This is a genomic window from Corynebacterium sp. MSK047, assembly GCF_030232285.1.
Lineage (GTDB): Bacteria > Actinomycetota > Actinomycetes > Mycobacteriales > Mycobacteriaceae > Corynebacterium > Corynebacterium jeikeium_D.
The window spans coordinates 54,217-73,070 of the sequence record NZ_JASPJI010000009.1; the positions used below are offsets into that span (position 1 = coordinate 54,217).

Annotated in this window: 16 protein-coding genes; 12 read left to right on the forward strand and 4 right to left on the reverse strand. The window is 58.8% G+C overall.

Annotated features, from left to right (window positions below):
- Position 1 precedes the first annotated feature (1 nt).
- The 4 genes from QP981_RS05135 (at position 2) to QP981_RS05150 (ending at position 4,020) form a co-directional block, all read left to right on the forward strand.
- On the forward strand, positions 2 to 712 hold the full coding sequence (locus QP981_RS05135) for a YceI family protein (protein ID WP_284857575.1): 711 nt from the start codon (positions 2 to 4) through the stop codon (positions 710 to 712).
- 190 nt (positions 713 to 902) lie between these two features.
- Complete coding sequence (locus tag QP981_RS05140) at positions 903 to 1,121, forward strand: hypothetical protein (protein ID WP_016422819.1); 219 nt, start codon at positions 903 to 905, stop codon at positions 1,119 to 1,121.
- Positions 1,122 to 1,542: 421 nt separating this feature from the next.
- Complete coding sequence (locus QP981_RS05145; RefSeq protein ID WP_088611553.1) at positions 1,543 to 2,979, forward strand: hemolysin family protein; 1,437 nt, start codon at positions 1,543 to 1,545, stop codon at positions 2,977 to 2,979.
- A gap of 3 nt (positions 2,980 to 2,982) precedes the next feature.
- The gene (locus QP981_RS05150) at positions 2,983 to 4,020 is read left to right on the forward strand and encodes a hemolysin family protein (RefSeq protein ID WP_284857576.1); all 1,038 of its coding nucleotides are present in this window, start codon (positions 2,983 to 2,985) and stop codon (positions 4,018 to 4,020) included.
- Between the two features lie 64 nt (positions 4,021 to 4,084).
- Here QP981_RS05150 and tpx read toward each other — a convergent pair whose 3' ends face one another.
- Positions 4,085 to 4,582 carry a thiol peroxidase gene (gene tpx / locus QP981_RS05155; protein ID WP_049193539.1) on the reverse strand — a complete coding sequence of 166 codons (498 nt, stop codon included), beginning with the start codon at positions 4,580 to 4,582 and terminating at the stop codon, positions 4,085 to 4,087.
- A 174-nt stretch (positions 4,583 to 4,756) separates the two neighbouring features.
- On the opposite strand from tpx, the gene QP981_RS05160 reads away from it, so the two are divergent.
- Positions 4,757 to 5,041, forward strand: a complete 285-nt coding sequence (locus tag QP981_RS05160) for an Lrp/AsnC family transcriptional regulator (protein ID WP_005511316.1) — start codon at positions 4,757 to 4,759, stop codon at positions 5,039 to 5,041.
- Positions 5,042 to 5,079: 38 nt separating this feature from the next.
- Here the strand turns inward: QP981_RS05160 and QP981_RS05165 are convergent, their stop codons facing one another.
- Positions 5,080 to 6,789 (reverse strand): FAD-binding dehydrogenase, encoded by a 1,710-nt coding sequence (locus QP981_RS05165; RefSeq protein ID WP_284857577.1) that lies wholly within the window; start codon positions 6,787 to 6,789, stop codon positions 5,080 to 5,082.
- 117 nt (positions 6,790 to 6,906) lie between these two features.
- The gene (locus QP981_RS05170) at positions 6,907 to 8,361 is read right to left on the reverse strand and encodes a class I SAM-dependent methyltransferase (protein WP_284857578.1); all 1,455 of its coding nucleotides are present in this window, start codon (positions 8,359 to 8,361) and stop codon (positions 6,907 to 6,909) included.
- A 187-nt stretch (positions 8,362 to 8,548) separates the two neighbouring features.
- On the opposite strand from QP981_RS05170, the gene QP981_RS05175 reads away from it, so the two are divergent.
- Positions 8,549 to 9,970 carry an NAD(P)/FAD-dependent oxidoreductase gene (locus tag QP981_RS05175; protein WP_016422826.1) on the forward strand — a complete coding sequence of 474 codons (1,422 nt, stop codon included), beginning with the start codon at positions 8,549 to 8,551 and terminating at the stop codon, positions 9,968 to 9,970.
- A 92-nt stretch (positions 9,971 to 10,062) separates the two neighbouring features.
- On the opposite strand, the gene QP981_RS05180 is transcribed toward QP981_RS05175, so the two are convergent.
- A complete protein-coding gene (locus QP981_RS05180) occupies positions 10,063 to 10,626 on the reverse strand; it encodes a PaaI family thioesterase (protein ID WP_231367197.1) in 564 nt (187 codons plus the stop codon).
- A 105-nt stretch (positions 10,627 to 10,731) separates the two neighbouring features.
- On the opposite strand from QP981_RS05180, the gene gnd reads away from it, so the two are divergent.
- The 6 genes from gnd (at position 10,732) to QP981_RS05210 (ending at position 18,773) form a co-directional block, all read left to right on the forward strand.
- The gene (gene gnd, locus QP981_RS05185; protein WP_016422828.1) at positions 10,732 to 12,183 is read left to right on the forward strand and encodes an NADP-dependent phosphogluconate dehydrogenase; all 1,452 of its coding nucleotides are present in this window, start codon (positions 10,732 to 10,734) and stop codon (positions 12,181 to 12,183) included.
- A 47-nt stretch (positions 12,184 to 12,230) separates the two neighbouring features.
- Positions 12,231 to 13,844 (forward strand): bifunctional hydroxymethylpyrimidine kinase/phosphomethylpyrimidine kinase, encoded by a 1,614-nt coding sequence (locus QP981_RS05190; RefSeq protein ID WP_284857579.1) that lies wholly within the window; start codon positions 12,231 to 12,233, stop codon positions 13,842 to 13,844.
- 80 nt (positions 13,845 to 13,924) lie between these two features.
- Positions 13,925 to 15,259 (forward strand): DEAD/DEAH box helicase, encoded by a 1,335-nt coding sequence (locus QP981_RS05195; protein ID WP_222866132.1) that lies wholly within the window; start codon positions 13,925 to 13,927, stop codon positions 15,257 to 15,259.
- Between the two features lie 3 nt (positions 15,260 to 15,262).
- Positions 15,263 to 16,648, forward strand: coding sequence for a hemolysin family protein (locus QP981_RS05200; protein ID WP_016422831.1), 1,386 nt, complete (start codon positions 15,263 to 15,265; stop codon positions 16,646 to 16,648).
- Positions 16,645 to 17,859, forward strand: coding sequence for a hemolysin family protein (locus QP981_RS05205; RefSeq protein ID WP_049193547.1), 1,215 nt, complete (start codon positions 16,645 to 16,647; stop codon positions 17,857 to 17,859). Before QP981_RS05200 ends, QP981_RS05205 begins: the two co-directional genes overlap by 4 nt.
- Positions 17,856 to 18,773 (forward strand): hypothetical protein, encoded by a 918-nt coding sequence (locus QP981_RS05210; protein WP_049193549.1) that lies wholly within the window; start codon positions 17,856 to 17,858, stop codon positions 18,771 to 18,773. Before QP981_RS05205 ends, QP981_RS05210 begins: the two co-directional genes overlap by 4 nt.
- Positions 18,774 to 18,854 lie beyond the last annotated feature (81 nt).

The following is an 18,854-nucleotide window of genomic DNA, read 5'->3' on the forward strand; positions in this document are numbered from 1 at the left end:
GATGAGCACTATGAATTCTGGTGTCCGTAAGTCAATTATTACTTTGATAGCCGTTGCAGTTGTTGCGCTCGCAATTGTTATTGTGGGGCCAGTTTTGTATCGCGTTTTCACGCATGAAGGGGTGCGTACAGAGGATTTCGAGGCCACGGAGCTGCCTGCAGCAACAACTGATGCGAATGGCACCTGGAAGATTATCGGTGGCGATAACTCACAGAACACTTCCGTTGGCTTTACTTTTAACGAGGTACTGCCGGGCAGCAGGCGTACGACGTCCGGTTCCACCCACGATGTCACCGGCGAGCTGAAGGTTGCTAACAACAATCTTGAGGATGCATCCATTGTTGTTGACATGGCAACTCTGACTAGCGATATTGAACGTCGTGACATCAATGTCCGCAACAATATTTTCAGCGTTGAGCAGTACCCAGAAGCTAAGTTTGAGCTTGCAGAACCACTCGATATTTCGAGCATTCCAGATAACGGCCAGTGGGCGAATATCGAGATTCCGGGACGCCTGACCATCCGCGGTGTCACCAATGATGTCACCGTACCAATGAAGGCCGCTCGTACCGAAAACTTGGTTTTGTTGTCGGGCACTTTGCCAATCAACCGCCTGGATTACAACGTGCGCCTGCCACAGTTTGTAGCCGCATCCATCGAGGAGAACGGCGAGCTGAACCTGCGCATTGTCGCGGAGAAGCAGGACGCGTAGGAGGCGTAGGTTTCTCGGCTGGCAGACACAGCCATCTAAAGAGAATCGCAGTAGCGCTAATCCAAAGAGGCTTATAGCCAGCGAAAATACACCTCGATTCGTCACTGTGACGCAATAAAGCCATTTAGCCACACACCACAGAAGTCCTGCCAAAAACAATTTTGGTAGGCCAGTTGGGAGTCACAACGATATGAACACCTACGAAGCAATGTTGCTCGCACGAAAGGTGCGAATGGTACTTCTGATTATCTTCATTGCATTCGTGGCCTACAAGGGCGTGTGGTGGCTCGTGGCTGTCGGCATACTCCTGATTGGCATGACGCTATGGCAGAACAAGCGGCTGCGGGAAGAGATCGCCGTCCGCAACGCGGATGAGCTTGCAGCGAACGCCAAGGACAATGAGCAATAATCCCGACGGCATAGATCAAGCGCCAAGATAGAACACGGCAGCAGAAAAAGCGGCGGCGAAAAAGGCGACAGTCCTGGAAATTCAGAAAACCCCAGGGCCAACCACTTTCATTATTTGTCCGATAATATACATTATGACATTTTGGCCTAAGGATCCCGTCCTCCCCATTGCCACCGATGCGCCATTGCCGTCAGACCTAAGGAATTTTTAGTAACATTTCTCGCATGCCTGAACTCTCAGACACATCCAGCAGCTCAGACAGACCCAATGCGTCCGACACATCAGATAGATCTGGCTCGTCCGACGACCCAGAGCCTCGCGCCAACGTTGGCGGGCTCTCTGTAGCCGCAGTAAGCGCAATCACCGCAGCAACCGCCGCAGCATCCCCAGCGAACGCAGCGAACACTTCAGGTGATGCCGCGTGATTGTATCCGCACTCATCGTCTTAGCGGTCTTTCTATTCCTCGTTTTCGCCAACGCAATTTTCGTTGCTGTCGAGTTTTCCTACCTCACGGTTAACAGGAACGATGTCAAGAAGGCCGCAAACGCCGGCTCAAAGTCCGCATACTTAGTAGACCGTGCTCTATCACGCACCTCTACAAACCTCTCCGGCGCACAGCTGGGAATTACGGTCACCAGCCTCGTCGCTGGTTTCCTTACCGGGCCTTCCCTCGGCGTGCTCCTCGAAGCCGCATTTGGTGGCACTAGCATCTCTCCCGCCACCGTCACTGCAATCAGCACTACGGGCGCTTTCATTATCGCGACTTTCACTCAAATGGTCTTTGGCGAACTCGTCCCCAAAAACTGGGCCATCGCCGAGCCCGCTAAAGTCGCAAACCTGGTGGTCAGGCCACAAAATGCCTTTATGTTCGCATTCGGCTGGCTGGTCTGGCTACTCAACAGCGCGGCTAATTGGGTGCTAAAACGGCTCGGCTTCTCCCCTGAGGAAGAGGTCGCCAGTGCCAGGACCGCGGAGGAACTCCGTGCCGTCGTCACGCGCTCTAGCGATGAAGGAAAGATTAACCCGCAGACCGCCGAGTTGGTGGCGCGATCGATTGAGTTCGGCGAGCGCACGGCGGCTGATGTGATGACGCCACGCACGCAGATTATCTTTATCGAAAATCAGAGCGTCGCAGAGATGCTGACGGTCGTCGCAGATTCCGGGCACGCCCGCTTCCCCGTCGTCGGCAACAGCGTCGACGACATTCGCGGCGTGGTGCATTACACCGACCTGCTCAGCGTGCCACACGCACAACGCTTGACGACGTCGGCTGCGAGTCTGGCCAAAGATGTACTCGTGGTGAACGACTCGACCACACTTGATCCGCTGATGCGGCAACTGCGTGAGGACGCATACCAGTTCGCGGTGGTTGTCGATGAGTACGGCGGCACGGACGGCATTGTGACGTTGGAGGATCTCGTCGAGGAAATCGTCGGTGAAATTGACGATGAACAGGACGATCGTTCGTTGCTCTACAGCCGGATTAGCCCCAATACGGTGATTGTTTCCGGTCTCATGCGCCCTGATGAGTTGGGAGAGATTCTAAACCTGGTCCTGCCGGAGGGCGAAGAATCCGACACTATTGGTGGATTTATCACCGAACGCTTGGATCGCATGCCTCGCTTCGGCGACACGATTACGGTCGAAGCCACCGACCACGAAAACCTCGATGAGGAGAACTTGCCTACCACCGCTGAAGTTGCTTTTCGAGTCGAGCGCATGGCGCGTCACCGCGTTGGCCGTATTCGTGTCCAGGTGGACCGCGCCGGCAACAAGGTCACGCGCACGGATGAAGGCGCTCACCAGGACGGCACCAGTCACAACCACGTCGAGCACAACAGCGAAAAGGAGGGCTAGAACATGCCACTACTTACTCTTATTTTGCTGTTGGCCCTCAATGCCTGGTTTGTCGCCGCTGAATTTGCGATGGTCTCGGCTCGCCGCGATCAAATTGAACCGGATGCCGTCAGCGGATCTACCAGCGCAAAGTACGCGCTGCGCGGTATCGAAAACGTGTCGGTCTCCCTGGCGGCAACACAGCTGGGCATTACCGCCTGTTCCCTGCTCATCGGTGCCGTCGGCGAGCCTGCGATTGCGCACTTCTTCGAGCCCTACATGACAGCGCTGGGACTCCCCACGGGCACCGCCCACGTGGTGGCACTAGTGTTGGCGCTGCTGATTGTCACTTTCTTACACATGGTTGTCGGCGAAATGGTGCCGAAGAACATCGCTATTGCGGCTCCCAGCCCGACGGCGAAGTTCGTGGCTATTCCGCTGTATGTGATTGTGCGGGTACTCAATCCGGTTATCTGGGCGATGAATACGACGGCGAACATCGTGGTTCGCAAGATTCTTCGCGCCACTCCGAAGGACGAGGTCGATTCCTCCTTCACCGCTAGTCAGGTGCAGGATTTCGTCGCCGAGTCCGGGCGTCAGGGCCTTCTCGACAATGACGAGCTCGCGCTCCTCCACAAAGCTCTCGGCTTCGAGCATCTCACCGCCGCGGATGTCACTATGCAACTCGACACCCTCGTTACCATTGGCCCCGACGCCACCGTCGCCGACATCGAAGAGCTCAGCGCACGCACGCGCTTTTCCCGCTTCCCCATCACCGATGCCGATGGCAGCTTCATCGGCTACCTTCATGTCAAGGATTTGCTCTCGCTTGACGACGGTCACCGCGACCGACCCTTCCCGCGGAATCTAATTCGCACCTTCGCAAGCGTCAGCCCGGATGCCAAGCTCCAGACGGTCATGCGGCTGATGCAGCGCGAGCAGGCTCACTTCGCCTTGGTGACGGAGGAAAACAGTACTTCGGAGAACTCTGTCAGCGGAATCGTTGCGCTGGAGGACGTACTAGAAGAGCTCGTCGGCGAAGTTCGCCAGGCAACAGCCTAGCGAGTGCGCCGACGAGCCCCGTCGATTCCAGCTGGTTACTTGCTGCTGAAAGCTTGTTAGCTAATTACTTCAGTGCAGCCAGTGCGGAGTCGTAGTCCGGCTCCGTGGTGATCTCATCGACCAGCTGGTTGTAAATGACCTTGCCCTCTTCGTCAGTGACGACTACGGCACGAGCAAGCAGGCCAGCGAGCGGGCCATCCTGCTGGACAACACCGAAGGCTTCGCCGAAGCCGTGGCGGAAGTCCGAGGCAACCTCAACGTTGTCCAGGCCTTCTGCAGCACAGAAGCGACCGAGAGCGAACGGCAGGTCACGCGAAACATTAACCACGACGGTGTTGTCCAGCCCAGCAGCGTCCTCGTTGAAGTGACGCACCGAAGCTGCACAAACACCGGTGTCTACCGACGGGAAGATGTTGTAGACGACCTTCTTACCAGCGAAGGTCTCATTGGTGACCTCGGCGAGGTCACCACCGGTGAGGGTAAACTCCGGAGCCTTGTTGCCCACCTGGGGCAGGTCTCCGGAAAGCTGGACTGGGTTGGACTGAAATGCGGTTTGTGTCATAGCGCCCTTTTTACCGCCTTTCGTCCGGATCCTCCAGGCTGTTTCCTGGAAATCAGTAGAATCGTGACAGAAATGAAATTCCGGGCCGCAGTATCTTGAGCAATCTTGCGTACCTTGCGGTCCGGGCCACGCTATTCAGCGGGCCCCACGTTTAAACTCCGAGGAAAGGCAGCCATGAGTTTGATTACCGCAATTGTGTCCATCGATGTCGAAGCTGACAAGATTCCGGAGGCCGCCGAGACCATCGTCGAGATCGACGGCGTGACTGAGGTCTACTCCGTTACTGGTGACTGGGACTTGGTCGTCGTGGTGCGCGCAACTAATCACGATGATCTGGCGGAAATTATTCCAAACCTCATCAGCAAGGTCGACGGTGTCATTCGCACTCAGACTCAGCTGGCTTTCCGCACCTACTCTCAGCACGACCTGGAAAGTGCATTCTCCATCGGGCTGGAGTAGGCGCGGTTTCTTCCACCGAGCCGTGCGGTATGCGGTAGCTACTTAACCACTTCCGCCATCGCGCGGCCTGCCTGGCGGCCACTGAAAATACAGCCGCCCAGGAACGTACCTTCCAGCGCGTTGTTGCCGTGGACGCCACCGCCACCGAAGCCAGATGCCTCACCTGCAGCGTAGAGCCCTTCAAAGGGAGTTCCGTCCGGATGCAGGCACTGGCCGTCGAGGGTCGTCTCAATGCCGCCAAGCGTCTTGCGGGTCAGCATGCGCAGACGAATAGCAATCAGCGGGCCATTCTTCGGATCCAAAATCGGTGATGGCGGCACGGAGCGGATGATCTTGTCCCCGAGGAAGTTCCGGGCCACGTTGACGTAATTGACCTGGTAGTCCTTAGAGAAGGGATTACCGGTCTGCATGTCGCGCTGACGAATCTGCTCCTCGAGCTTCTCCAGGTCAATCTTCAGCGCTGCGGCTCCGGACTCCCCGCCCGAGCTCGCCTCCACAATCTCGTTCATCCCCTCGACCAGCTTTGGCAGGTCGTCGGCAACCACCCAGTCTTCGCCGTTATCCATGAATGCCTGAATCGGTGCGGCAACACCAGAGGTCACCTTGCCAATCAGCTTCTTGATCTCCTTGTCGGTCAGATCCGGATTCTGTTCTGAGCCAGAGAAAATGAACTCCTTGGCCACGATGTTCTTATTCAGCACAAACCAGGAGTAAGAGTGTCCGGTAGCCAGAATGTGCTTCATCGTGCCGACAGTATCTGCACCCGGAATATATGGCGCAGGCAGGCGATTTCCTTCTGCGTCAAACCACATGGCCGACGGCCCCGGGATGATACGGATACCGTGATTCGGCCACACGGGATTCCAGTTCTTCATGCCCTCGGTGTAATGCCACATGCGGTCACGGTTGACGAGGTTTGCGCCGGCCTGCTCTGCAATCTCGATACCACGGCCGTCAACATGCTCTGGCACACCGCAGACCATGTCCTTCGGCATCTCGCCCAGGCGCTCGGTCGGCCAGCACTTACGCACGGCTTCCAGGTTGCCGCCAACACCGCCCGTCGCAATGCACACGGCCGACCCGAGGATCTCAAAGTCCTCCCCTGTTTCCTCACGTGACGACGCCACTCCTCGCTCTAAAGATTCACAGGGAACCAGAATCTTGCCACGCACGCCGACGGCGCGGCCATCTTCGACAATCACCTCGTCAACGCGGTGGCGATGGCAGTATTCCACCAGCCCCTTCTTCGCAGCTTCAGCGACCGGCTCTGCGAATACGCGGACGATTTCGGGGCCTGTGCCCCAGGTGAGGTGGAATCGGGGTACCGAGTTACCGTGACCGTCGGCACGCCCTTCACCGCGCTCAGCCCACCCGACGACAGGCAGGAACTTCACGCCGAGATTGCGGAGGTAGTCACGCTTCTCCCCTGCCGCGAAGTTCAGATAGGCCTTGGCCCACTTGCGTCCCCAGTTGTCTTCCTCGCGGTCGAACTGCGCGGAGTTGAACCAGTCAGCTTCAGCGAGCTCGCGGTTGTCCTTGACTCCCAGGCGGCGCTGCTCTGGCGAGTCGACGAGAAAGATTCCTCCCAGCGACCAGAAAGCCTGTCCGCCGAGGTTGTTGGCATTCTCCTGGTCGACAAGGATGACCTTCTTGCCGGCCTGCGTGGCCTCATACGTCGCGACCAATCCGGCAAGTCCGGCGCCGACGACAACAATGTCTGCAGTACGTGTGGTGCTCTGTGCGTTCATAGTTTCGTTTTTAGACCCTAAACATCGCCTTTGAGGTGGTTTTGCCTAAAAACGTGATTTATTTTTACAGGCTTTATTTATCTGGCGAATTTCCAACGCGCCCGGAGCTGCCCACTGCTAGTGAGGCCTGCGTGGCGCATGCACGAGCTCGACCTGTACGAGCGTGACTTTCTCTGCGCGCACGAGCGCTTCAAACAGCGACAGATAGTAATTCCACATCCTCCGGAACACTCTGTCGTAGCCGATACCAGCGGCTTCGCGCGCATGCGCCGCAAAGAAATCTCGCTGGAGCTGCAAGGTCGTCGCGAAGTGCGCCGGAATGTACTCTTCCGCCGCGATGCGCAGGCCGGTTTCCCGGTCCACCATCTTGCGCAGCTCTTCTACAGTGAAAAGCTGCAGCTGCGGCCACACGTAAGCGCGTACGAGGTCCAAGCTGCGCTCGGCGAGCGCATCGAATTTGTCCGTCGCTACCACCATTTGGACGACGATGGTGCCGCGGTCGACAAGCAGACGCTCGGCGCTCTTCAGCCAGCGCAGCGCACCTGCACGACCGAAGGTCTCCAGACGCCCGACGTTGATAACCGCCTCGAAGTCGGACTCGAATTCGCGTGGCGACGGAATGTTGCGATCCATCTGGATCACATCGACCACGCCGCGCAATCCGGCTTTTTCCACCCGTTCCAGCACCGTTTCGGTGTGGTCATCAGAGACGGTAATAACCTCCGCGCCCGCTCCCCTTTCTGCAGCCCGAAGGGCAATTTCTCCGCCTGCCGACGGCCATTCGGCGACACGGTCTCCGGCCCGGACTCGAGCAAGATCGAGGATGTGCTCAATATTGCGCACCTGGGCATGCAGAAAATCGGCACGCGCGACGGATTTCGGGGCATCGACATAAGTCACGTCAACTGACCAGTGCGAGGGAACCCCACCCTTGCCAGCACCACGGGCATAGTTTTGAATCTGTTCCCGCGACGAGGTTCGCACTCCGGAGGCGAACAGGCCGGAACCGCCCATCAGCAATTCGCCGGAATAGAGCTCCAGCAATGAGGTCGGCAACTCTCCCGCCATATCTGGCCCATCGAGACGCGGACGTGAACGCGCGACTTTCATCAGACCACGTGCCAGCGGCCCCAACGAAGCAATATCAAGCTCGGCGCTGAGCAGTCGGCTGAGAAGCTCTGGCAAATCATCACTGGACCATTCGCCCGCGAGATAGGCCTCCCCCAATCCGAGCCATTCTGAATCAGCTAGTCGAGAATAGAAAACAGGATCAATGACGCTGAAAATGACTGGACGAAACGATTCAGAACTAGTGGGAGATTCACTGCCGCCGCTAGAGCTGGCACCACCGACTCCGTCGATAGCCAAATCGGCGTCACCCGTCGACCGAGTAATGAAGGACTCTCCGACAAACTCACCGGATTCGACCAGTTCAATGCCGTTGTCCTGGCAGAGCCGCTCAAAAGAGCGTTCCATCATTTCGGCACGTTTCGCTAGGAAACGCCCCTCTGGAATACGCGCAACCCGAGGCCATCGCTCTGCGTCAATTGCCTGCCGGCTTGCCGAATTCACCCTGCCCGAACCTCCTAACAATCGCGCCGCATAAAGGTACGAATAACGAACTGAGTTTGCTCTCGAAGCCTACCGCGCAGGGACCCAGAATAGGCGGTGGCGCACCGAGAGGATTACTATTGTGGCTTGCCGGCTAAAAGCCGAATCTAAAACTTCGAGAACTTTAAAGTCTGTGAGGAGAAAATACATGACCGAGACTCCGTACCGCCCGCACTCCGGACGCCCGCACGTGGTCGTCATCGGTTCGGGTTTCGGTGGCTTGTTCGCGGCGAAGAAGTTGCAGGGCGCCGAGGTCGACGTCACTCTCATCGACCGCACTAACCACCACCTGTTCCAGCCACTGCTCTACCAGGTAGCAACGGGCATCCTGTCCTCGGGCGAAATCGCTCCGTCCACTCGTACGATCTTCGACGGAGTTCAGAACGTTCGTGTTGTCAAGGGCGATGTCACCGACATCGACGTCGAAAAGCAGGTTGTGACTTCGGAACTGGGTCACCAGACTTCCAAGTGGGAATACGACCACCTCCTGGTTGCCGCTGGCGCTGGCCAGTCCTACTTCGGCAATGATCACTTTGCCGAGTTTGCTCCGGGCATGAAGAACATCGACGACGCACTCGAAATCCGTGCCCGCATCATCGGCGCGTTTGAGCGCGCCGAGCTGACCAACGATCCGGCTGAGCGCGAGCGCCTGCTGACCTTCGTTGTTGTCGGCGCTGGTCCGACCGGTGTTGAGCTTGCTGGCCAGCTGGCCGAGCTGGCTAACCGCACCCTCGCATCGTCCTACCGCAGCTACAACCCGCACGCTGCACGCGTCGTCCTGCTCGACGGCGCACCGCAGGTTCTGCCGCCGTTTGGCAAGCGTCTGGGCCGCAAGGCTCAGAAGTCCCTGGAGAAGATGGGCGTCATCGTCAAGCTGGGCGCGATGGTGACTGACGTCAATGAAGAGGGAGTCACCTACAAGAACATGAAGGATGGAACCGAGGAGTTCATCCCGTCGTTCTGCAAGATTTGGTCCGCCGGCGTGTCCGCTTCCCCGCTGGGCAAGATGATTGCCGAGCAGACTGGCGCCGAGACCGACCGCGCTGGCCGTGTCGTTGTCAACGAGGACATGACAGCTGGTGACTACAAGAACGTCTACGTCGTGGGCGACATGTCCAACCGCGAGAACCTGCCGGGTGTTGCTCAGGTTGCTATTCAGGGTGGCGAGTACGTCGCCGCCAACATTGCAGCTGAGGCCGACGGCCGCGATGTCGCTGAGCGTCAGCCGTTCGAGTACTTCGATAAGGGCTCCATGGCAACCGTCTCCCGCTTCTCCGCAGTGGTGAAGATGGGCAAGGTTGAGGTCACCGGCTTCATCGGCTGGATTCTGTGGCTGGCCGTCCACCTGATGTTCCTGGTGGGCTTCCGCAACCGCCTCGTCTCCTGCGTCAGCTGGGGCCTGAACGTCCTGGACCGCAACCGTTGGCAGATGGTTTCCACCCGCCAGCAGATGTACGCACGCAACGCCATCGACCGCCTGGCCGAGTTCAACAAGGACAAGGCTGAGCAGGATCTGCCGCTGGAGGTTCGCGACACTCGCCGCGAGCACCGCGCAAAAAGGAACAAGTAGTTAACTTGCAGGTGGCCAGATTAGAAAACAGCTAATCACGACAAGCCACCTGCGAGCTTCCTACCAGGCCCGTTACCACCTATAACGATTTGCTACAGCGGCTTGTCGAGTACCGCAATTCGTAGGTTGGTGCGGGCCAGCAGTTTTTCATCTGCCTTGCGGGTGTGCTCAATACGCCACAGTTGCATGGTGCGCCCCAGGTACTCTGGCTCCGCCGTGGTAACGATTACCTCGCCAGCTCGGGCGGAGCGGTAAAAATCGGTGTTGTTGTTCACACCGACGACCGGCTTCTTCGCACCGCAGGCAACGAAACCAGCAATAGAGCCAGCAGTCTCACCTAGCGAGCAATAAACACCGCCATTGGCTAGGCCCCACGGTTGCAGGTGGTCGGGCCCGACCTCGAGCTCCATCTGAATTCGCTCCGGCCCGACATGGACAAACTTCGTGCCCAGCAAGGTATCTAGACCGCCGATTCCGTTATCGCCCAAGGTGCTGTTAAAAACAGCCAGCTCCTCATCGCTCAGCGCTTCCTGGCTCGCCTTCGTCGCCAGTGTCATATAATCGCGCAGCGCCTTCCTCTTCGCCTGCTCGGCGGAAGAAGCTGCAGAGTTCGAGTCCTGTGAACTGCCATTATTCGCAATAGTCTCGTCAGTCATGCCAAACATTGTGCCAGCGCACGCCATCACTCGTGGCAGTTTCAACGTTAAAAGCAGTAACAATTTCTGAGTCCCAGATACAACGAACCCCGGCCAGGCTTTAAGATGGTGGGCATGACCGATAACAATGAACTCGCACAAATTGGTGTCGTCGGGCTCGCCGTCATGGGCTCGAATATCGCACGCAACTTCGCCCACAAGGGACACACCGTTGCCGTGTACAACCGCAGTCCGGAGAAAACTCGCACCCTCATCGCTGAACACGGTGATGAAGGCTCATTCATCCCGTCCGAGACCATTGAAGAGTTCGTCGCTTCGCTGGAGCGCCCGCGTCGCGCTCTGATCATGGTTCAGGCAGGTGCCGCTACTGATGCGGTCATCGATCAGCTTGCCGACGTGATGGAGCCCGGCGACATCATCATTGATGGCGGTAACTCTCTTTACACGGACACCATCCGTCGCGAGAAGGCTATTCGCGCCCGTGGCCTGCACTACGTTGGCACTGGTATTTCCGGTGGTGAAGAAGGTGCTCTGACTGGCCCATCCATTATGCCGGGTGGAACGAAGGAGTCCTACGAGTCCCTCGGCCCGCTGCTGGAGTCCATCTCCGCTCACGTTGATGGCGTTCCGTGCTGTACTCACATTTCTTCCGATGGCGCTGGCCACTTTGTAAAGATGGTCCACAACGGCATCGAGTACGCGGATATGCAGGTAATTGGCGAGGCCTACCACCTGCTGCGCGAAGCTGCTGGCCTCACCCCTGCCGAGATTGCAGATATCTTCCGCGAGTGGAATAAGGGCGACCTGGACTCCTACCTGGTCGAGATTACCGCTGAGGTTCTCTCTCAGGTCGATGAGAAGACAGGCAAGCCGCTGGTGGATGTCATCGTTGATGCTGCTGGCCAGAAGGGCACCGGCCGTTGGACGGTCAAGGCCGCTTTGGACTTGGGCATTCCAGTAACTGGTATTGGCGAGGCCGTGTTCGCTCGCGCCCTGTCGTCTTCCCTTGCTCAGCGTGAGGCTGCCCGCAACCTGCCGTCGGGAAGCCTGGCTAAGGCTCCGGAAGATCGCGATGCTTTTGTGGAGCGCGTCCGTAAGGCGCTCTACGCTTCCAAGATCATTGCCTACTCGCAGGGCTTTGATGAGATTAACGCTGGCGCCAAGGAGTACGGCTGGGAAATCGACCGCGGTGCGCTGGCGACCATCTGGCGTGGTGGCTGCATCATCCGCGCACAGTTCCTGAACCGCATCAAGGAAGCGTACGACCGCAATCCGGAGCTGCCGGCGCTGGTACTCGACGAGTACTTCCGTGACCAGGTCACCGAGTGCCTCGACGCGTGGCGCGACGTTGTCGTCACTGCAGCACAGATGGGTATCCCGGCTCCGGTGTTCTCCTCCTCGCTGGCGTACTACGACGGCCTGCGTGCGGAGCGTCTGCCGGCAGCACTGGTTCAGGGGCAGCGTGACTACTTCGGTGCGCACACGTACCAGCGTGTTGACCGCGAGGGTGCTTTCCACACCCTCTGGTCTGGCGACCGCTCCGAGGTTGAAGCGTAGTCTTGAAGTCTGTCGCTTCACACTCTTGAAGTTAAAAGGGGTCTGAGATGCCATTTCCCAAGAAGGCAAAGCCTGATTTTGTGCCACGAGTTCTTTCCATCGCCGGCACAGACCCAACAGGTGGCGCTGGGCTCCATGCCGATTTGAAATCAATCGCCGCCGCCGGTGGTTATGGCATGGGCGTGGTCACCGCTTTGGTATCTCAGAACTCCGTGGGCGTTCGTGCCGTCCACACCCCACCTGTTGACTTCCTCGTCGAGCAGCTGGCTGCTGTAACTGAGGATGTCACCATCGACGCGGTGAAGATTGGCATGTTGGGTTCACGCGAACTCACGCAGGCCGTCACCAACTGGGTTCGGGAGACCAAGCCAGCCGTGGTTGTTCTCGATCCGGTTATGGTCGCGACCTCTGGCGACCGTCTGCTTGACGAAGATGCCATGGACGCAATGCGTGACTTGGTCGCGGAAGCCACCGTCATCACGCCGAATGTTCCCGAACTGGCATTGCTTGCCGACGCCCCGGAGGCCAGCGACTTCACTGAGCTGATTGAGCAGGCGCTGGAGTTCGCGAGCAAGAACGATGTCATCGTGATTGCAAAGACTGGTCACTTAAGTGATGAGGAAGCCGGCAACGCCGTGGCCTTCCCCGATGGCCAGGTTTTCTTCAGCTCTTCTCCCCGCATTCACACTGAGAACACCCATGGCACGGGTTGTTCGCTGTCCGCAGCTCTAGCCACACGGATTGGTGGGGGCTCTGCGATCAATGATGCCCTGCGCTGGACTACGCGCTGGCTCAGCGAGTCCATTCGTTTCGCGGATAACCTCAACGTCGGCCAGGGGCACGGCCCCATTGACCACGGCCACAGGGCTCGTCGCCTGGAAAAGGTCGCGCTTCGCCGAATGCAACCAGTGCATCTGAACTCCAGTTTTTACCCGGAGGCCATCGAAGGCACTGACACTGAGCAGCCGCCGAAGGAGCTGGAATCTTTCTTCGGCCACTCACTCCAGATTGCTCCGGCGGGCCCCTTTACTTCCCAGCTGTGGCGGGACATCGAGGACATCGTTGCCGAGATTGGCGGAATGTTCAGCGTCCCCACGATGCTCCGCGGCGACCTTTCCTCGGACGAAACCAACTTCTTCGTAGCGCAAGAGGCCTGGTACTTGCACCAAGTTTTCCCAGTCCTGTCGCATCTGGCAACCAAAGCACCCTGCGCTAAGGAACAGGTTCTGTGGTCGTCACTCGCACAGGAAGCCCTGGTGCGTGCGTTGGAATTGAGCAATAACGCGCTGGAAGAGACTTCTTCGGCGCTCGAGGACATCGAGCCGACAACCATCACGCAGCTTTTGCTGGACGTGCATTCTTCCTGTAGCGCTTTCAACCCATATCGGGTCGCCGTAACCAGTATCGTCGCCGAAATGTGGATTGCAACCGAGCTGACTCTGCAAGGAAAATCGCTGGTTGATGAGGATTCCGCGATCGCGAACTGGGTGGAGGTGTATTCCGACCCCGAGTATGTTGACAGTGTTCAGCAGGCTCTCGAGGTCCTTGAAAAGAATATGTCCACGGCCAGCGATGCGGAGCTCAAATCCATCCGCAACATCTTCCGTCGAGCCGCCATTCTTGAGCGCGAGGCCTATGCGCAACCGGGTCGCGGTTGGTAAATGTCATGGGACGGTAGTTTTCAAGCTCACCGGACGTGCCTATTGCATGGCTGTCCGGGGATAGCGGTATTCTAACAAGCATGCCCCCTCCTGCTGAGTCCAGTGATTTCAGACAGTTGGGCACGCCGGAAGCGATTGTGAGTATTCTGCGTGCCCAGCACATAACTTCGCCTACCGCCGTGCAGGTGGCGACTTTGCCAGATGCTTTCGCTGGCAAGGACGTTCTCGCACAGGCCCCCACAGGCTCGGGCAAAACGCTCGCATTCGGCATTCCGCTGGTCGCGTTACTCAATAACGCCTCTCCAGCGCTTCCCGGTTACCCGCGCGCGCTAATTATTTCGCCAACGCGCGAACTCGCAGATCAGATTGCTGATGTCCTCGCTGACATCGGTGCCGCTGCAGGTCTGCGTGTCTTGAGCTTGGTCGGCGGTGACTCCGTGGCCAAGCAGCAGACTCTGCTCGCGGCACCAGTCGATATCGCTGTGGTCACACCGGGTCGCGCACACGATTTGCGCCGCCGCGGTCTCCTCAGCCTTGAGCAGGTTCATGCCGTAGTCGTAGACGAAGCGGACATGCTCGCTGACATGGGCTTTCTGCCCGATGTTCTGGGCCTGGTCCGTGCGTGCCCGAAGTCGGCACAGCGCATGGTCTTTTCCGCCACGATTAACGACGACGCCGCGGGGCTTATCCGCGATCGTCGCGCAAGTAGCACTGAAGTTGCGAAGCACAAGGTCACTGCCTCCCGGTTGACCATGCGCAATATGCGGCATCTGTTACTTCGGGTGGAGGACAACGCTGAGGCAGACGAAGTGGTCGCCTGGATTGCCTCCCGCAAGGATCAGTGCGTCATTTTCGCCAACTCTAAGGCGCGTGTCGTGCAGCTGGCTAAGTTTCTACAGTTCTACGACATCAAGTTAGGTTTCCTCCACGGCGATCGCGGCCAGGCAACTCGTCGCGCAGTCCTCAAGGCCTTTGCCGACGGTGAAATCAATGTCCTCGTCACCACGGATGTGGCCGCTCGTGGCATTGATATCGATGCTCTTGACTTGGTTGTGCACGCGGATCCGCCAAGGGATTCCGCGACGTATATTCACCGCTCGGGTCGCACGGCTCGTGCAGGTGCTTCCGGCACGGTAGCGATGATTGTGCGTGACCGCCAGGTTGATCAGGCCCGCGAACTGCTGGCAGGGGCCGGCGTTGAAGCCGAAGAGCTGCGCGCCGCTCCGGGACTGCCTCGATTTGTCAAGGAACTGGGCGCACGACGTCCGCGCCGGGCTCGTCAAGATCAGAGCCAATCGACAGGCGGTGCTAGTGGTGCCGGTTACCGCGGGCGCGGCGGTCCGTCGGCAAGCGGAAAGAATCGTGCTGGCGGTCGCGTACACCGCCCCAAGCGAGGGAAAAAGAAGAAGAGATAATCAGTGGATATTGTTCTCAATATTGTCGCGGTTGTCGGATTTATCGCGCTAACCGCTGGCACCGGTCTCTTTGTGGCGTTTGAATTCGCGCTGACGGGACTGGAGCGGTCTACGATTGACGCCGACCGCGCCCGTTCAGCGGATGCGCCTGCTGAGGCCGTTCACAAGGCACATAATCGACTGTCCTTCCACCTCTCCGGTGCACAGCTGGGCATTACGTTGACCACGCTGGCAACTGGTTTCCTCGCGGAACCGGTGCTGGCGCAGTACTTCACGCCGATGTTGCATTGGATGGGGCTCAGCGAGTCTGCAGCGGGACCGACCGCACTGATTCTTGCGCTCATTGTGGCCACGATGTTGTCGATGGTCTACGGCGAATTGGTGCCAAAGAATGTCGCGATTACAGAGCCGTTGGCAGTAGCGCGAGTTACGGCTCGTCCGGTGATGGCGTTTAACTGGGTGTTCCACTACTTCATCCATTCGCTGAATGCCACGGCGAACTGGCTGGTGCGCAAGCTCGGTATTGAACCGGCGGATGAGTTGGCTTCGGCGCGTTCCCCGCAGGAGCTGGAAGCACTGGTGCGCAATTCTGCGGAGCAGGGGGCATTGGATGAGTCGAAGGCCGCTGTACTCGAGTCGTCGTTACGCTTTGGCGAAACGACGGCGGAGGACCTAATGACGCCGCGGTCGACGATTACCTCCCTCGATGTCGATGACACGGCGCTGGATCTGCTGGCTGTCGCTATCGAATCGGGGCATTCCCGCTTCCCCATTACTGACGGGGACCTCGATGCCACTGTCGGTGTTGTCCACGTCAAGGACGCATTTGCGGTGCCTGCGGCGAAGCGCTCAACCACCACCATGCGGGAGATTGCACGGCCTGTGCCGACGCTGCCGCAGTCGCTGGACGGCGATGCCGTGCTGGAGGCCGTGCGTTCGGCCGGTTCGCAGATTGCGCTGGTCGCGGACGAGTACGGCGGTATCGCTGGCATTGTCACCATCGAGGATGTCGTCGAGGAAATTCTTGGCGAGGTCTGGGATGAGTACGACGACAAGGAGTCCGAGCAGGAAGTCAAACGCGCGATCGAAGGCTGGAACTGCTCTGGCCTTGTACGTACCGACGAGCTGCCGACCAAGGTCGGATACTTCGCCCCAGAAGGTAGCTTCGAAACGCTCGGTGGCTTGATTATGTTTGCGCTCGGTCGCATCCCGGAGGTCGGTGACGTCGTCCTGCTGCCAGAGACCGAACGCGATTTCATGGACGAGTTCGAATCGGGTATCGCCGGACGCTGGTACGCCCGCATTCTAGCGATGGATGACCGCCGCGTGGACCGTGCCATTTTGATCCCTGTTACCAACGAGCGCGCTAAGGAGATGTTCAACCTATGAGTGACTGGTTTGGAATCCTCCTGACTTTCTTCTTGCTGTTGGTCAACGCGTTTTTCGTGGGCGCGGAGTTCTCACTTATTGCTGCTCGCCGTGACCGTTTGGAAGCGCTGCTGGCTCAGGGAAAGAAGCGCGCACGCACAGTTATCAATGCTTCTGAGCACCTGTCGATGATGCTCGCCGCCGCACAGCTGGGCATCACCATTGCCTCGCTACTGCTGGGTAAGGTCTCTGAGCCGGCGCTGGCACATCTGCTGGAAGCTCCCTTCCAGGCGATGGGTATTCCGGAGTCGCTGCTGCACCCGCTGAGCTTTGCCATCGCATTGATGCTGGTGTCAGTGCTGCACATCATGCTCGGTGAGATGGTGCCGAAGAATATCGCGCTGGCAGGACCGGAAACGATGGCCATGCTGCTTATTCCGGTTCATATGGTCTTCTACCGTCTGACCAAGCCGCTGTTGCTGCTGTTTAACTGGATGGCTCGCCATACGCTTAAGCTGTTCGGCATTGAGCAGCGCGATGAGCTCGACACCACTGTCGATTCCACTGAGTTGGCATCGATGATTGCGGAGTCTCGTCAAGAGGGGCTCCTTGACAGCGAGGAGCACGTCCGCCTTCGTCGCACACTGGCTTCGGCCACGCGCACCATTGAGGAGGTACTGATTCCGCACGAGCAGATTCGGCGCCTCCCCACCGCACCGACTGTGGGCGATCTAGAGACGGCGGTCACCGAAACTGGTTTCTCCCGGTTCCCCGTCGCTGCGGCCAACAATGAGCCCAACGAGTACCGCGGCTATGTTCACGTGAAAGATGTCCTCGACCGCGTCATGGATCCTGCCTCCGGCCCAGAGACAGCCATCCCCGATGACGAGATTCGCCCGATGATCGAGATTCCGATCGATGCCACGCTGGATGAGGGATTGCGCATCATGCGCCGCTACAGCGCCCACATGGCAGTGGCTGTACGCGCTCGCATGCCAAAGCCGCACCTGCGCGCAAACGCCCCGGCAAGCATCGCTCCGAAGACCGGTGCTTTCTCCGGCGCGGAGCAGATCGGCATCGTGGCTCTGGAGGACCTCATCGAGGAGCAGGTCGGTGTCGTGCGCGACTGGACCCACGAGGTCTCCCCGCGTCGCAGCGGTGCGCCAAAGCAGCACTCGACCGTGAACCAGCCCCGGACCCGACCGGGCAGCACGCAGGGACGCCAGCAGTGACGCCTACGCCCGATTCGTCTTTCGATTGGCGTGAAGCCAAAGCAAGGCATATCGCCCGCGTCGATGTCCTGACCCGCGACCACCTGTCCCGTCGCAGTCGCGGCCAGCGCCACCCGGTCTGGGACTTCATCTTCGAGTACTACCCCGTTAAACCCGGCCAACTCCGCCGCTGGTCACCGGGCATCGGCGTAGATCTTCCCGGTGCGACGGCCAAGGACATCAGTCACCTGAAGTTCTTTACCCTCGACACGGACGACACTACCGATAGCCCTGCCTGCAAGGAGCCCACCGATACCGCCTCGGGGACGGCGCGTATGGATGTTTCGGCGTACGTCGATAAGCGAGGTAAGACGGTGGCGTACATCGGCCATCTGTTGCGTTCGACGCGCGCGAATCCGGCGCACTTTGACTGCTTTGGCCTGCATGAATGGGCGATGGTGTATCGCCAGCCGGAGCATCGTCATCCGGAGCCACTGCGGCTGGGTCAGGCAGGCACGGACGAGGTCGTCGAGGCCCACACGGTTCGATGTACGCACTTCGACGCCTTCCGTTTCTTCACGCCCGACGCCGTGCCGCTCAACGAGTTTGCCCCGACGCGCGAGACACAGCCGCACTGTGAGCAGATGGGGTGTCTGCACGCCAACATGGACTTGTATAAATGGGCGACCAAGCTCGGCGAGGCGGTCCCCGGCGACCTGTGGCTGGATACTTTCGAGCTCGCGTGCAGTGCCCGTGAGTTGGATATGCGCGCCGCTCCCTACGATCTGCGGGATTGGGGTTTTGCGCCCATTCGCATCGAAACGCCCGAAGGCAAGGCCGAGTACGTCCGCCGCCAGCGTGAGCTCAGTGCGCGTGCCGATGTTCTGCGCGGCCGTCTTCTCGAAGTGGTAGATGTCGCATTGTCCACGCAGTAAAGTTGGCAGGAGTTACGTGCGCGTTTGTGCTTTACGACGAGGTCTGCTGCGAGTCGGCAGTGCCGAGCACACTCAGCATAG

Excerpts from the sequence above, each read along its gene's own strand:
- QP981_RS05135 (WP_284857575.1), top strand. The coding sequence starts at position 2 with ATGAGCACTATGAATTCTGGTGTCCGTAAGTCAATTATTACTTTGATA.
- QP981_RS05140 (WP_016422819.1), top strand. The coding sequence starts at position 903 with ATGAACACCTACGAAGCAATGTTGCTCGCACGAAAGGTGCGAATGGTA.
- QP981_RS05150 (WP_284857576.1), top strand. The coding sequence starts at position 2,983 with ATGCCACTACTTACTCTTATTTTGCTGTTGGCCCTCAATGCCTGGTTT.
- tpx (WP_049193539.1), bottom strand. The coding sequence starts at position 4,582 with ATGACACAAACCGCATTTCAGTCCAACCCAGTCCAGCTTTCCGGAGAC.
- QP981_RS05160 (WP_005511316.1), top strand. The coding sequence starts at position 4,757 with ATGAGTTTGATTACCGCAATTGTGTCCATCGATGTCGAAGCTGACAAG.
- QP981_RS05165 (WP_284857577.1), bottom strand. The coding sequence starts at position 6,789 with ATGAACGCACAGAGCACCACACGTACTGCAGACATTGTTGTCGTCGGC.
- QP981_RS05175 (WP_016422826.1), top strand. The coding sequence starts at position 8,549 with ATGACCGAGACTCCGTACCGCCCGCACTCCGGACGCCCGCACGTGGTC.
- QP981_RS05180 (WP_231367197.1), bottom strand. The coding sequence starts at position 10,626 with ATGACTGACGAGACTATTGCGAATAATGGCAGTTCACAGGACTCGAAC.
- gnd (WP_016422828.1), top strand. The coding sequence starts at position 10,732 with ATGGTGGGCATGACCGATAACAATGAACTCGCACAAATTGGTGTCGTC.
- QP981_RS05190 (WP_284857579.1), top strand. The coding sequence starts at position 12,231 with ATGCCATTTCCCAAGAAGGCAAAGCCTGATTTTGTGCCACGAGTTCTT.
- QP981_RS05195 (WP_222866132.1), top strand. The coding sequence starts at position 13,925 with ATGCCCCCTCCTGCTGAGTCCAGTGATTTCAGACAGTTGGGCACGCCG.
- QP981_RS05205 (WP_049193547.1), top strand. The coding sequence starts at position 16,645 with ATGAGTGACTGGTTTGGAATCCTCCTGACTTTCTTCTTGCTGTTGGTC.